General features: G+C 72.8%; 14 protein-coding genes and 1 riboswitch. Of the genes, 9 read left to right on the plus strand and 5 right to left on the minus strand.

Going from position 1 to position 11,590, the window contains the following annotated elements; all coding sequences use genetic code 11:
* Positions 1-4: 4 nt before the first annotated feature.
* Positions 5-661, plus strand: a complete 657-nt coding sequence (locus ACGFT2_RS15290; RefSeq protein ID WP_393277958.1) for a trimeric intracellular cation channel family protein — start codon at positions 5-7, stop codon at positions 659-661.
* Here the strand turns inward: ACGFT2_RS15290 and ACGFT2_RS15295 are convergent.
* Positions 570-1,859, minus strand: a complete 1,290-nt coding sequence (locus ACGFT2_RS15295) for an alpha/beta hydrolase (protein ID WP_393277960.1) — start codon at positions 1,857-1,859, stop codon at positions 570-572. The two genes, ACGFT2_RS15290 and ACGFT2_RS15295, sit on opposite strands and share 92 nt — an antisense overlap.
* 195 nt (positions 1,860-2,054) lie before the next feature.
* On the opposite strand from ACGFT2_RS15295, the gene ACGFT2_RS15300 reads away from it, so the two are divergent.
* Positions 2,055-2,951: a thioesterase family protein gene (locus ACGFT2_RS15300; RefSeq protein WP_393277962.1), complete on the plus strand. Its 897-nt coding sequence runs from the start codon at positions 2,055-2,057 to the stop codon at positions 2,949-2,951.
* Between the two features lie 193 nt (positions 2,952-3,144).
* On the opposite strand, the gene ACGFT2_RS15305 is transcribed toward ACGFT2_RS15300, so the two are convergent.
* The gene (locus tag ACGFT2_RS15305) at positions 3,145-3,771 is read right to left on the minus strand and encodes a TetR family transcriptional regulator (protein WP_393277964.1); all 627 of its coding nucleotides are present in this window, start codon (positions 3,769-3,771) and stop codon (positions 3,145-3,147) included.
* Positions 3,772-3,916: 145 nt separating this feature from the next.
* On the opposite strand from ACGFT2_RS15305, the gene ACGFT2_RS15310 reads away from it, so the two are divergent.
* From ACGFT2_RS15310 to ACGFT2_RS15320, 3 genes are all read left to right on the plus strand, one after another.
* On the plus strand, positions 3,917-4,084 hold the full coding sequence (locus ACGFT2_RS15310; protein WP_393277966.1) for a hypothetical protein: 168 nt from the start codon (positions 3,917-3,919) through the stop codon (positions 4,082-4,084).
* A 31-nt stretch (positions 4,085-4,115) separates the two neighbouring features.
* The gene (locus tag ACGFT2_RS15315; protein ID WP_393277968.1) at positions 4,116-4,412 is read left to right on the plus strand and encodes a DUF4190 domain-containing protein; all 297 of its coding nucleotides are present in this window, start codon (positions 4,116-4,118) and stop codon (positions 4,410-4,412) included.
* A gap of 124 nt (positions 4,413-4,536) precedes the next feature.
* Complete coding sequence (locus ACGFT2_RS15320; protein WP_393277970.1) at positions 4,537-5,706, plus strand: cysteine desulfurase family protein; 1,170 nt, start codon at positions 4,537-4,539, stop codon at positions 5,704-5,706.
* Between the two features lie 11 nt (positions 5,707-5,717).
* Positions 5,718-5,897, minus strand: a riboswitch (TPP riboswitch).
* A gap of 67 nt (positions 5,898-5,964) precedes the next feature.
* Here the strand turns inward: ACGFT2_RS15320 and ACGFT2_RS15325 are convergent.
* Complete coding sequence (locus ACGFT2_RS15325) at positions 5,965-6,672, minus strand: N-acetylmuramoyl-L-alanine amidase (protein WP_393277972.1); 708 nt, start codon at positions 6,670-6,672, stop codon at positions 5,965-5,967.
* Between the two features lie 60 nt (positions 6,673-6,732).
* Here ACGFT2_RS15325 and mnmA point away from each other — a divergent pair, with 60 nt between their 5' ends.
* Positions 6,733-7,863 (plus strand): tRNA 2-thiouridine(34) synthase MnmA, encoded by a 1,131-nt coding sequence (mnmA, locus tag ACGFT2_RS15330; protein WP_393277974.1) that lies wholly within the window; start codon positions 6,733-6,735, stop codon positions 7,861-7,863.
* Positions 7,864-8,067: 204 nt separating this feature from the next.
* Here mnmA and ACGFT2_RS15335 read toward each other — a convergent pair whose 3' ends face one another.
* Both ACGFT2_RS15335 and ACGFT2_RS15340 read right to left on the minus strand, forming a co-directional pair.
* Positions 8,068-8,850: an alpha/beta fold hydrolase gene (locus ACGFT2_RS15335; RefSeq protein WP_393277976.1), complete on the minus strand. Its 783-nt coding sequence runs from the start codon at positions 8,848-8,850 to the stop codon at positions 8,068-8,070.
* A gap of 64 nt (positions 8,851-8,914) precedes the next feature.
* A complete protein-coding gene (locus ACGFT2_RS15340) occupies positions 8,915-9,238 on the minus strand; it encodes a DUF427 domain-containing protein (protein ID WP_393277978.1) in 324 nt (107 codons plus the stop codon).
* A gap of 66 nt (positions 9,239-9,304) precedes the next feature.
* Here ACGFT2_RS15340 and ACGFT2_RS15345 point away from each other — a divergent pair, with 66 nt between their 5' ends.
* The 3 genes from ACGFT2_RS15345 to ACGFT2_RS15355 are packed head-to-tail and all read left to right on the plus strand — an operon-like array spanning position 9,305 to position 11,588.
* Positions 9,305-9,844, plus strand: coding sequence for a TIGR00730 family Rossman fold protein (locus ACGFT2_RS15345; protein ID WP_393277980.1), 540 nt, complete (start codon positions 9,305-9,307; stop codon positions 9,842-9,844).
* Between the two features lie 7 nt (positions 9,845-9,851).
* Positions 9,852-10,550: an SDR family oxidoreductase gene (locus ACGFT2_RS15350; protein WP_393277983.1), complete on the plus strand. Its 699-nt coding sequence runs from the start codon at positions 9,852-9,854 to the stop codon at positions 10,548-10,550.
* 30 nt (positions 10,551-10,580) lie between these two features.
* Complete coding sequence (locus ACGFT2_RS15355; protein WP_393277985.1) at positions 10,581-11,588, plus strand: methionine synthase; 1,008 nt, start codon at positions 10,581-10,583, stop codon at positions 11,586-11,588.
* Positions 11,589-11,590 lie beyond the last annotated feature (2 nt).

The following is an 11,590-nucleotide window of genomic DNA, read 5'->3' on the forward strand; positions in this document are numbered from 1 at the left end:
CAGGGTGCTCCAGCAACTTTTCAGTCCCTCCGTCCAGCACACGCTCGATGTCATCGGCATCTTCGTGTTCGCGATCTCCGGCGCGCTGCTCGCCGTCCGGAAGAACTTCGACGTCTTCGGCATCGCCGTCCTCGCCGAGGTCACCGCGCTGGGCGGGGGGCTGATCCGCGACCTGGTCATCGGGGCCGTGCCGCCGGCCGCCTTCACGGACCTCGGATACTTCGTCACCCCGCTGTTCGCCACGCTCGTGGTCTTCTTCCTGCACCCGCACGTGGAGCGCATCCAGGCGGCGGTGCTGGTCTTCGACGCGGCCGGCCTCGGCCTGTTCTGCGTGAGCGGTACGACGAAGGCGTACAGCTTCGGCCTCGGGCTGACCGCGTCGGCGACGCTGGGCCTCGCCACCGCCGTGGGCGGCGGCGTGCTGCGGGACGTGCTCGCCAACGAGGTGCCCTCGCTGCTGCGCTGGGACCGGGACCTGTACGCGGTCCCGGCGATCGTCGGCGCCACCATGGTCGTGCTGTGCATCCGCTATGACGTGCTGACCCCGTTCACCAGTGGGCTGGCGGTCGTCACCGCCTTCGCGCTGCGGCTGCTCGCGATGCGGTTCCACTGGCGGGCGCCGCGCGCATGGAACCGCCGTTCGACCGTGGCCGAGGAGTAGACGGGGCCGGGCCGGCCGACGTCTCGGTGATGGAGCCGGCGGCCCCGGTGGGGGCGCCGTCCCCGCCCCCGGAGCCGTCCGGGCCCATCGTGCGGGTCAGCCAGCCGAAGGCCGCGGGGACCTGCGGCCGCCACAGCGCCATGGTGTGGCCGCCCGCGCTGCGCGGCAGGAAGACCACGTGCACGCTGGTCGGCGCCTTGGCGACGGACTCCAGCGCGACGCCCGCCTGGTAGCCGTCGCCGGGCTGGCCGGAGAGGTACAGCGCGATCCGGGGCGGTGCGGGCGCCTTCCTCAGCAGCAGACGGGGATCGTTCCCGGCCCGCAGGGCGGGGGTCCGGGCGGCGAGCGAGCCGGGTTCGCCGGCGGGGTCGTTGTACCCGGACATGCTCACCGCCGCCCGGTAGCGGTCGGGGTGGGCCACCGCCAGCTTCACCGCGCAGTGGGCGCCCGCCGAGTATCCGGCCACCGCCCAGCCCCGGGGCGCCGGCTGGACCCGGAAGTTGTCCGCGACCATCTTGGGCACGTCGACGCTGAGCCAGCTGTCGGCGTTGACCCGGCCCGGGATGTTGGCGCAGCCCGTGTCGGCGCCGGCCACCAGGTTGGTGCGCGGCGCGACCAGGACGAACGGCGCCACCTGCCCGGTCCGCATCAGCGGCAGCAGCTGTTCGTGTGCCGCCAGCGCCCCGAACCAGGCCTTCGCGGAACCGGGGTAACCCGGGAGCAGCTCCACCACCGGGAACCTGCTGTGCCGGTACGCGGGGTCGTCGTACTGCGGGGGCAGCCAGACGTAGACCTCGGCGTCCACCCCCGAGACCCGGCCCTCGAGCCGGGTGACGCGCACTCCGCCGGCCGCGCGCATGCCGGGTCCGCCGGCCGCCCTGAAGGCCTGCTCGACCCTGGGCAGCCGTTCCACCGCCATGCCGCCCGTGCCGTCCGGGCCGAGGTCGGCGGCCCGCTGGACGTGATTGCCGGTACCGAGCAGGTCGGCCCAGTCGTCGTACAGATCGTTCTGGTTGTTGACAAGCACGAAAACCAGGGCGACGGCCGTGCCCTGGGCGAACAGCAGCATCAGTGCCCGGCCCGCGAGCCGCAGCGGCCTTGGCCCGCGCAACCGCGACCACAGGACGAGCGGCAGGGCGAGGGCGACCACGGCCAGCACGACTGTCGTGTAGAGGAACGGGGTCCCGGTGAGGCTCATGTACCCCTAGAGGGGAATCGGCGGCTCCAGGTTGTGGACGTGTCGGGACACTTGCCGAGAAATTGCCGGAATCACACCCCGCGGACCCGCCCACATCCGGCCGCCCGGCCGCCCGGTCGCGTCGCCGCCCGGGCGCGTGGCCCGGCGGAATCACAAAAGCTACCGCTTAGTAATTTCCTGTTGTACCGTTCATCCATGCCAGAAGCAGCCTCCGCCCCTTCTCCCGCTCTCGGCCTCGCCCGGGCCACGGGATCCGCGTCGCGGGCCATGATCGGTGACAGCGAGTTCGACCGCGACACCGCGGTCACCCGGCGCGAGCCCGGCGTCTACGACATCGACCTCTCGGCCGGCTGGACCATCATCAGCGCCGTCAACGGCGGCTATCTGCTGGCCGTGCTCGGCCGGGCCCTGGCGGACACCCTGCCGCACCCGGACCCGTTCACCGTCTCGGCGCACTACCTCACCGCCTCCCAGCCCGGCCCGGCGGTCGTCCGGACCCAGACCGTCCGCACCGGCCGCACCCTCTCCACCGGCCAGGCCTCGCTCCTGCAGTACGACGACGAGGGGCGCGAGGTCGAACGCATCCGTGTCCTCGCGTCCTACGGCGACCTGGCCGCCCTCCCCGACGACGTCCGTACGACGGCGACGCCGCCCGCGATCCCGCCCATGGACCACTGCTTGGGCCCCGACGACTCTCCCGCCCCGGTGCCGGGCAGCTCGGCGATCACCGAGCGCCTGATGCTCAAGCTGGACCCCGCCACCCTCGGCTGGGCCCTCGGCGCCCCCACGGGGAAGGGTGAGATGCGCGCCTGGTTCGGTCTCGCCGACGGCCGCGACGCCGACCCCCTGTCCCTGCTGCTCACCGTGGACGCCCTGCCGCCCACCGCCTTCGAGATCGGCATCAAGGGCTGGGTCCCGACGGTGGAGCTCACCGTCCACGTCCGCCACCGCCCGGCCCCCGGCCCCCTGCGGGTGTCCATCACCACCCGCAACCTGGCCGGCGGTTTCCTGGAGGAGGACGCGGAGGTCTGGGACAGCGAGGACCGCCTGGTCGCCCAGTCCCGCCAACTGGCCCGGGTCAGGCTGGGCTGAACCACCCGGCGCGCCCCGCCCGGCCTGGACCCGGCCGATGGGAGCGGGGCGCGCTCTGCGCGAGCCGCTTCGTGCGACCCGCTCCGTTCAGGGCCGCCTCGTGCGAACCCGCCTCGTGCGAACCCGTCTCGCGCCGGCCCGACGGCCCGCCGCGCCCGAGCCGTCCCGGTCGCCGTGCGTCGTCCGGCGGGGCTCAGCCGTGCCAGTGGTTGCGGCCGATGCTGATGAGCCGCAGCTGCCGGGTGGCGCGCTGTGTCACCCGTTCCCGCTCCTCCTCCGGAGCCTCCAGCGCCTCCAGGAACAGGGAGGCGGTGATGAGCATCTGGTCGACGTACAGATGCGCGAGCATCAGCAGGTCGCCGTCGCCCCACCCCGCCGCCTCGGGGTCCTTGGCCAGTTCGGCCTTCACCTCTTCGGCGAACCGGGCGAGTTGGTCACGGATGGCCTCGCGCACCGACTGCACCCCACCGTGCCGCTCCCGGGCGATGAACCGGACGTGCGCCGGATACGCCTCGACGTGGTGCGCGATCAACTCGACGGCACGCGCGATGCGTTCCTCGCTGTCGCCCGTCGTGGACACCGTCGTCCGCACCATCGGATGCAGACTGCCCAGCGCCTCGTCGACCAGCGCTACCCCGAGGTCCGCGGTCGACCGGAAATGCCGGTAGAAGGCGGTCGGGGCGACACCGACGGCCCGGGTGACCTCGCGCAGACCCAGACTGCTCAGGCTCTGCTCCTCCAGCAGGGCGAGTGCCGCGTCGAGGAACGCCTGCCGGGTCTTCTGCTTCTGGGCCTGCCGGATGCCGAGGGTGTGACTCATGTCATCCAGTTAACAACTGTTCTCTGGAATTGAAAAGCCGTGCGGCACGCTAGACTCAAAGTCAGTGAACAACTGTTACTACAACTGTTCACTCAAATTTCACACCGGTCGAACACGAGGTATCCCGGAGGGGGGATTCGATCCCATGCTGTTCCTCGTCGCCGCACTCATGCTGCTCGGAGTCGTGATGGGCACCGTGGCCCACGCGCCGCTGGGCGTCAGTGCCGTCATGGCCGCCGTCATCGCCGTCTGGCTCGGCGTCTTCGCGCTCCGCGAGCGCCACGGCCGCCGTCGCCGCAACCCGGCCAACTGACCGTCGCACAGGACCTCAGGAGCTGAGCATCATGCAACTCACCGCACCGGCAACCGACCGCACCGCCGTCGACACCGGCACCGGCACCCGTTCGCGTTCGCGTGACGCCGACGGCATGGCCGTCGCGTCCTTCATCCTCGGCCTGCTCGGACTGCTCGTCCTCAACCTCTTCCTGGGCCCGATCGCCATCGCGCTCGCCGCCGTGGCCCTGTGGCGCGGCACGGCCCGCCGCGGCCGGGCCTGCCTCGGCCTGGCCCTGGGCGTGGCCGACCTGGCGGTCCTGGTGGCCGCGATGCAGATGACCCACACCCTTTCGTGGAGTCTGTGACCGGCGAGCGCGTGGAGTCCGTGACCGGCGAGCGAGGTGTGCGGCCGGCACCGGAGGCCCCGGCCCGACGGCACCCCCACGCGGCCGGAACCCGCCGCGGGGGACCCGTAGAATCGGGCGCACCATGGCTTACCTCGACCACGCCGCCACGACCCCGATGCTCCCGGAGGCGGCAGAGGCACTGACCGCACAGCTGAGCATCACCGGCAACGCGTCCTCCCTGCACGCCTCCGGCCGCCGGGCGCGCCGCACGGTCGAGGAGTCCCGCGAAACCCTCGCGGAAGCGCTGGGAGCCCGCCCCAGCGAGGTCGTCTTCACCTCGGGCGGCACCGAGGCCGACAACCTCGCCGTGAAGGGCCTGTACTGGTCCCGCCGCGCCGCCGACCCGGCCCGTACCCGCATCCTGGCCAGCCCCGTCGAGCACCACGCCGTCCTCGACGCCGTGCACTGGCTCGGCGAGCACGAGGGCGCCACCGTCGAGTACCTGCCCGTCGACTCCTACGGCCGCGTCCACCCCGAGGCGCTGCGCGAGGCCATCGCGCGCGACCCGGGCGACGTCGCCCTGGCCACCGTGATGTGGGCCAACAACGAGATCGGCACGGTACTGCCGGTGCGTGAACTCGCCGATGTGGCCGCGGAGTTCGGAGTACCGCTGCATTCCGACGCGGTCCAGGCCTTCGGGCAGGTACCGGTCGACTTCGCCGCCTCCGGCCTCGCCGCGATGACCGTCTCCGGACACAAGGTCGGCGGTCCGTACGGCATCGGCGCCCTGCTCCTGGGCCGCGAGTACACCCCCGTCCCCGTCCTGCACGGCGGCGGTCAGGAGCGGCACGTCCGCTCCGGCACCCTCGACGTCCCCGTCATCGCCTCCTTCGCCGTCGCCGGCCGCCTCGCGGCCGAGCGCCGCGCACGGTTCGCGCGCGAGATCGGCGCCCTGCGGGACCAGCTGGCCGACGCCGTCCGAGCCGCCGTACCGGACGCGATCCTCGGCGGCGACCCGGCGCCCGGAGGGCGCCTGCCGGCCAACGCGCACTTCACCTTCCCGGGGTGCGAGGGCGACTCCCTGCTGCTCCTGCTGGACGCCCAGGGCATCGAGTGCTCCACCGGCTCGGCCTGCACCGCGGGCGTCGCCCAGCCCAGCCACGTCCTGCTCGCCACCGGCACCGACCCGGACCTGGCCCGCGGCACGCTCCGCTTCTCTCTCGGCCACACCTCCACGGAGGCGGACGTCGAGGCGGTCGCCAAGGCGATCGGCCCTGCGGTGGAGCGGGCCCGGGTGGCGGGACTCAGCTGAAGACACGGAAACGACCTACGAGGCGGGTTCCCTTCGCCGGCATTGTCCGGATCAGGTGCTGGGGGTCGCCGTCCGGTTCTGTGCCAGCAACCTTCCGGCCTCTCAGTCCGAGCGTCGACGTCGGCACCAGCGGAGACCGTGTGCCTCTCGCTGAAGTCGGCTACTCCGCTTGGACTCCCTCACTCGTCTCGCAGGTCTTGGCTACAGCATAAAACTCCCGAGTCCGGACAAAAAGGGCTTCGCTCTTGATTTTTTTCCTCAGGTCCCGGCCGTGCGCGCCCGCGCCACCAGCTTCAGATACCGCGGCCAGTCCCAGTGCGGCCCAGGGTCGGTGTGGTCCGTGCCCGGCACCTCCACGTGGCCGATGATGTGCTCGCGGTCCACCGGTATGCCGTACCGCCCGCAGACCGCCGCCGTCAGCCGCGCCGAAGCCGCGTACATGGCGTCCGTGAAGGAGGAGGCGTCCGCCACGAAGCCCTCGTGCTCGATGCCGACACTGCGCTCGTTGAACAGCCGGTTGCCCGCGTGGAAGGCCACGTCCAGTTCCCGGATCAGCTGGGTGACCCGCCCGTCCCTGCGCACGATGTAGTGCGCGGCCGCCCCGTGCGCCGGGTCCTGGAAGACCTTCACCGCCGACGCGTAACCACCCTGCGTGACGTGCACGACCACCCGGTCCACCCGGTAGTCGTCCGGCCGGTCCGCCCGCCGGTAGTTCGCCGGCGAGGCCGCCACCCAGCGCGCGCCCCGGAAGTCCACCGCGCCCGCCACCCGCGGCCGGTCCACCCCGGGCAGCCGCCACCACAGCCGGGACAGCTCGTCCCGGGCCAGCACCGCCGTGCCCACCGCCGCCGCGGCCCCGCCGGCCAGCAGCGCACGCCGCCCCAGCCGCCGGCCGGTGTCGTCCTTCGCGTCCTTCGCGTCCCTCGCGTCCTTCGCCGCCTCCGCGCGGCCCTCGCTCGCCCCCATGTGACCTCCAACGGATATCCGGCGGACCCGGTTCCCGCGCCCCCGTACCCTGGAAGGGCTATGACTGACACCCCGCAGCGCACCCGTCCCCTCCGCGTCCTCGCCGCCATGTCCGGCGGCGTCGACTCCGCCGTCGCCGCCGCGCGCGCCGCGGAAGCCGGTCACGACGTCACCGGCGTCCACCTCGCGCTCTCCGCGAACCCGCAGTCCTTCCGTACCGGCGCGCGCGGCTGTTGCACCATCGAGGACTCGCGCGACGCCCGCCGCGCGGCCGACGTCATCGGCATCCCGTTCTACGTCTGGGACCTCGCCGACCGCTTCCGCGAGGACGTCGTCGAGGACTTCGTCGCCGAGTACGAGGCCGGCCGCACCCCGAACCCGTGCCTGCGCTGCAACGAGAAGATCAAGTTCGCCGCGCTGCTGGACAAGGCGCTGGCCCTCGGCTTCGACGCCGTCTGCACCGGCCACTACGCCAAGGTGCTCGTGGGTGAGGACGGCTCCCGCGAGCTGCACCGCGCCTCCGACATGGCGAAGGACCAGTCGTACGTCCTCGGCGTCCTGGACCAGGAGCAGCTCGCCCACGCGATGTTCCCGCTCGGCGACACGCTCACCACCAAGGACGAGATCCGTGCCGAGGCCGAGCGCCGGGGCCTGGCGGTGGCCAAGAAGCCCGACTCGCACGACATCTGCTTCATCGCCGACGGCGACACCCAGGGCTTCCTGGCCGGCCGGCTGGGCAAGGCCGAGGGCGACATCGTCGACGAGGACGGCAACCGCCTGGGCACGCACGAGGGCGCCTACGGCTTCACCATCGGCCAGCGCAAGGGCCTGCGCATCGGCACTCCGGCGGCCGACGGCAAACCGCGCTACGTCCTCGACATCTCGCCGGTCAGCAACACGGTCACCGTCGGGCCGGCCGCCGCCCTGGACGTCACCGCCCTCACCGCGATCAAGCCCCGCTGGTGCGGCAGCGCCCCGTCCGGCCCCGGCACGTACACCGCTCAGCTGCGGGCCCACGGAGGCGAGACCGAGGTCACCGCCGTACCGGTCGACGGCGGACTGCGCGTCACCTTCACCGAACCGGTCCGCGGCGTCGCCCCCGGCCAGGCGATCGTGCTGTACGACGGCACCCGCGTGGTCGGCTCGGCGACGATCGCGTCCACCACGCGCGCGACGGCCGCGGCGGTGTAGCGGCGCCCGCACACCGGCGGCGCCGCCGGTGCACCGCCGTCGCGGCTCCGGCCTCCGGGCGGCCACCGCGGCTGCCCGGCGCGCCAGGCTGCCCGGCCCACCAGGCGGCCCGGCGCACCAGGCTGGCGGCAACCAAGCTGCCCGGCCGTCCGGCTGCCCGGCCGTTCGTGGCCCACCCGGCTGCGGGCCCATCCGGTCGTCCCGCTAGCCGGTGAAGAACTCCGTCAGGACCGGTCCCAGGACGTCCGGCTCCACCATGTGCGTCTGCCCCTCCAGTTCCCGGTGCGTGCCGTGGGGCACGGTCTCCGCGATCGCGCGGGAGGCCGCTCGCAAGAAGTCCGGGCTCGCGCCGCCCGCGACGCAGAGCACGGGCACGGAGATCGCGGCGAGCCGCTCGCGGGGGAGCAGGCCGTCGCCCATGACCGCGTCGTCGTGGGCGAGACTCGGTGCGACGGCCTCCATGCCTTCCCACATCGGCGACTGGCGGGCACCCCGGATCATCTCCTCGCCCAGGCCCGTCAGCCGCAGGAACAGCTCCACCGCGTCCCCGCGCCGGCCCTCGTCGAGCGCCTTGGTCAGCTGCTCCTTGTACGTGGCCTCCTGCTCGGCGCCGCCCGCGAGGAAGTCGACGAACGGCGCCTCGTACACGGCGACCCGGGCGACCGGCAGTCCGCCCGCCGCGGCCCGCAGGACCAGCGCCCCGCCCGAGGAGACGCCGAACAGCGATGCCTCCGCGCCCACCGCGTCGATCAGCGCGGCCAGGTCCTCGACCTCCCTGTCGACGTCGTACGGCGGCGTGTCACCGCTCGCGCCGCGGCCCCGGCGGTCGTAGACGACGGCCGTGCAGCGGCCCGCGAGGCGCTCGGCCAGGGGCGCCACGGTGCCGCCGGTGGACATCGCGCCGCTCACAAGGATCACCGTGGGCCCCTGCCCGGTCACTTCGTACGCGAGAGGGGTGCCGTCTCGGGAAGTCGTCATCTTGTCCATGGCCGTGCAGACTGCCGCACGGGACGCGACTCATCGCGTCACGACACGGCGGCGGCGCCGGCCCTCATGACACCTCGGGTTCGTAGAAGCACAGGTGGTCCCGGATCTCCGCCACCTCCGGCTTCGGGTCCGGGTACGCCCAGACGAGATCCGGCGCGTCCGGCAGCGACCAGTAGGACGCCGTGCCCTTGAAGGGGCAGTCCGTGTGCGTGCCGGAGGGGGTCAGCAGGTCGAGGCGCACGTCCTCGGCCGGGATGTAGTACCGCACCGGACAGCCCGTCTCGCGCAGCAGCAGGGCGCGGTCGCTCTCCGCCAGCACCTGGTCGCCGCGCACCACGCGCACGTGCCTTCCGCTGGGCTCGATGGTGATCGTGTGTCCTCGGCTCATATGGGGAAAAGCACCGGGCGGCCCGCTCTTCTTCCCGCGCGCACCGCGGGCTCTACGGTAGGCACCATGAACATCTGCGTCTTCCTGTCCGCCGCCGACCTCGACGAGCGTTACACGCGCCCCGCGCGCGAGTTCGCGGAACTGCTCGGCAAGGCCGGTCACACCCTGGTCTGGGGCGGTTCCGACACCGGTCTGATGAAGGTGGTCGCCGACGGGGTGCACGAGGCGGGCGGCAGGCTGCTGGGCGTCTCCGTGGAGTTCCTCGCGAACAAGGCGCGCCCCGGTGCGGACGAGATGCTCATCGCCGGTGACCTCGCCGAACGCAAGAAGCTGCTGCTGGACAACGCCGACGCCGTAGTGATCATGGTGGGCGGCACCGGCACGCTGGACGAGGCCACCGAGATTCTGGAACTGAAGAAGCACGGCCGCACCACCAAGCCGGTCGTCCTGCTCAACACCGCCGGCTTCTACGACGGCCTGCGGGAGCAGTTCCGCCGCATGGAGACCGAGGGCTTCCTGCCGCGGCCGCTGGCCGAGCTGGTCTTCTTCGCCGAGGAGCCGGTCGGCGCCCTGGCCCACCTGGAGGAGCAGCTCGGCGTCCACTGATGCGAGCATGGCGGGCATGGCTACTCACTTGATCACCGGGGCCGGTTCCGGCATCGGCGCGGCCGTCGCCCGCCGGCTGCACGCGCGGGGCGACGAACTGGTGCTGCACGCGCGCGACGCGGGCCGCGCGAAGGAACTGGCCGCGGAGTTCCCCGGGGCACGCACCCTGGTCGGCGACCTCGCCGACCCGGACAAGCTGTCCTGGGCGTTCTCCCACCAGACGCTCCCGGACCGGGTGGACTCCCTGCTGCACATCGCCGGCGTGGTGGACCTGGGCCCGGTCGGCGACCTCACGCCGAAGTCGTGGCGCCATCAGCTGAACGTCAACCTGATCGCCCCCGCCGAGCTGACCCGGCACTTCCTGCCCCAGCTCCGCGCGGCCCGCGGACATGTGATCTTCGTCAATTCGGGCGCCGGTCTCAGCGCGCACGCCGACTGGTCCGCCTACGCCGCCTCCAAGCACGGTCTCAAGGCCCTCGCCGACTCCCTGCGCCACGAGGAGCACGCGGCCGGCGTGCGGGTCACCTCGGTCTACCCCGGCCGCACGGCGAGCCCCATGCAGGCCAAGGTCCACCAGCAGGAGGGCAAGGAGTACGACGCCTCGAAGTGGATCGACCCCGAGTCGGTCGCCACGACGATCCTGACGGCCCTGGACCTGCCCAGGGACGCGGAGATCAACGACCTGACGGTACGGCCGGGGCGCTGACCCCGGCCGCAGGTTCCGTAGGCTTCCCGAGTGAGCGAAAACAGCGTGTTCGGGTTCGGCGGTGCCACCGGAGTCGGGTCCATGCCCGGCACGGACGCCCGCGAGGCGGCCAAGACCGTGACCGGGTCCTTCGAGGACTTCCCCTTCCTCCCGGAACTGCCCGCCCGGGGGCCCGGTGCCGACATGATCGGCCGTACCGCCGGGATGCTGGTCGAGCTGTACGCGCGCGTAGAGCCCAGCGGCTGGCGGATCGGCGACCGGCCGGGCCGCGACACCAAGAGGGCCAGGTCCTGGCTGGTCCAGGACCTGGACGCCCTGGAGGAGTTCACCCAGGGACACGAGGGCGACGTGAAGGTCCAGGCGGTCGGGCCGTGGACGCTGGCCGCCGCCCTGGAGCTGCGGAACGGCCAGTCCGCGCTGTCCGACCCCGGCGCGTGCCGCGATCTCGCCGCCTCCCTCGGGGAGGGACTGCGTCTGCACCTCGGCGAGGTGCGGCGCCGGATCCCCGGGGCCCGGATCGTGCTGCAGCTCGACGAACCCTCCCTCACCGCCGTGCTGCGCGGACAGGTGCGCACCGCCAGCGGCTACCGCACGCACCGCGCCGTGGACCGGCAGATCGTGGAGGGCACGCTCCGGGACGTCGTCGGGGCACACCCCGGCGGACCCGTGGTCGTGCACTCCTGCGCGCCCGACGTGCCGTTCGCCCTGCTGCGGCGGGCCGGCGCGGCGGCCGTCTCCTTCGACTTCACGCTCCTCACCGAGCGTGACGACGACGTGATCGGCGAGGCCGTGGAGGGCGGGACGCGGCTGTTCGCCGGTGTCGTCCCCGGCACGGACGGCCCATTGTCGGACCCTGCCGGTAGCGTCATGGGTGTCAGGACGTTGTGGCGCAGGCTGGGCCTGCATCCGGGGCTGCTCGCCGAGGCGGTCACGCTCACCCCGGCGTGCGGTCTGGCGGGAGCTTCCCCCGCGTACGCGCGCCAGGCCCTCGCCCACTGCGTCCAGGCGGCGAGATCCCTCGCGGACAACCCAGAGTAACG

The organism is Streptomyces sp. NPDC048514 (genome assembly GCF_043199955.1).
Taxonomy (GTDB): domain Bacteria; phylum Actinomycetota; class Actinomycetes; order Streptomycetales; family Streptomycetaceae; genus Streptomyces.

Bases quoted from the DNA above. Each gene is read 5' to 3' on its own strand.
- ACGFT2_RS15295 (WP_393277960.1), bottom strand. From the start codon at position 1,859: ATGAGCCTCACCGGGACCCCGTTCCTCTACACGACAGTCGTGCTGGCC.
- ACGFT2_RS15300 (WP_393277962.1), top strand. From the start codon at position 2,055: ATGCCAGAAGCAGCCTCCGCCCCTTCTCCCGCTCTCGGCCTCGCCCGG.
- ACGFT2_RS15305 (WP_393277964.1), bottom strand. From the start codon at position 3,771: ATGAGTCACACCCTCGGCATCCGGCAGGCCCAGAAGCAGAAGACCCGG.
- ACGFT2_RS15310 (WP_393277966.1), top strand. From the start codon at position 3,917: ATGCTGTTCCTCGTCGCCGCACTCATGCTGCTCGGAGTCGTGATGGGC.
- ACGFT2_RS15315 (WP_393277968.1), top strand. From the start codon at position 4,116: ATGCAACTCACCGCACCGGCAACCGACCGCACCGCCGTCGACACCGGC.
- ACGFT2_RS15320 (WP_393277970.1), top strand. From the start codon at position 4,537: ATGGCTTACCTCGACCACGCCGCCACGACCCCGATGCTCCCGGAGGCG.
- ACGFT2_RS15325 (WP_393277972.1), bottom strand. From the start codon at position 6,672: ATGGGGGCGAGCGAGGGCCGCGCGGAGGCGGCGAAGGACGCGAGGGAC.
- mnmA (WP_393277974.1), top strand. From the start codon at position 6,733: ATGACTGACACCCCGCAGCGCACCCGTCCCCTCCGCGTCCTCGCCGCC.
- ACGFT2_RS15335 (WP_393277976.1), bottom strand. From the start codon at position 8,850: ATGGACAAGATGACGACTTCCCGAGACGGCACCCCTCTCGCGTACGAA.
- ACGFT2_RS15340 (WP_393277978.1), bottom strand. From the start codon at position 9,238: ATGAGCCGAGGACACACGATCACCATCGAGCCCAGCGGAAGGCACGTG.
- ACGFT2_RS15345 (WP_393277980.1), top strand. From the start codon at position 9,305: ATGAACATCTGCGTCTTCCTGTCCGCCGCCGACCTCGACGAGCGTTAC.
- ACGFT2_RS15350 (WP_393277983.1), top strand. From the start codon at position 9,852: ATGGCGGGCATGGCTACTCACTTGATCACCGGGGCCGGTTCCGGCATC.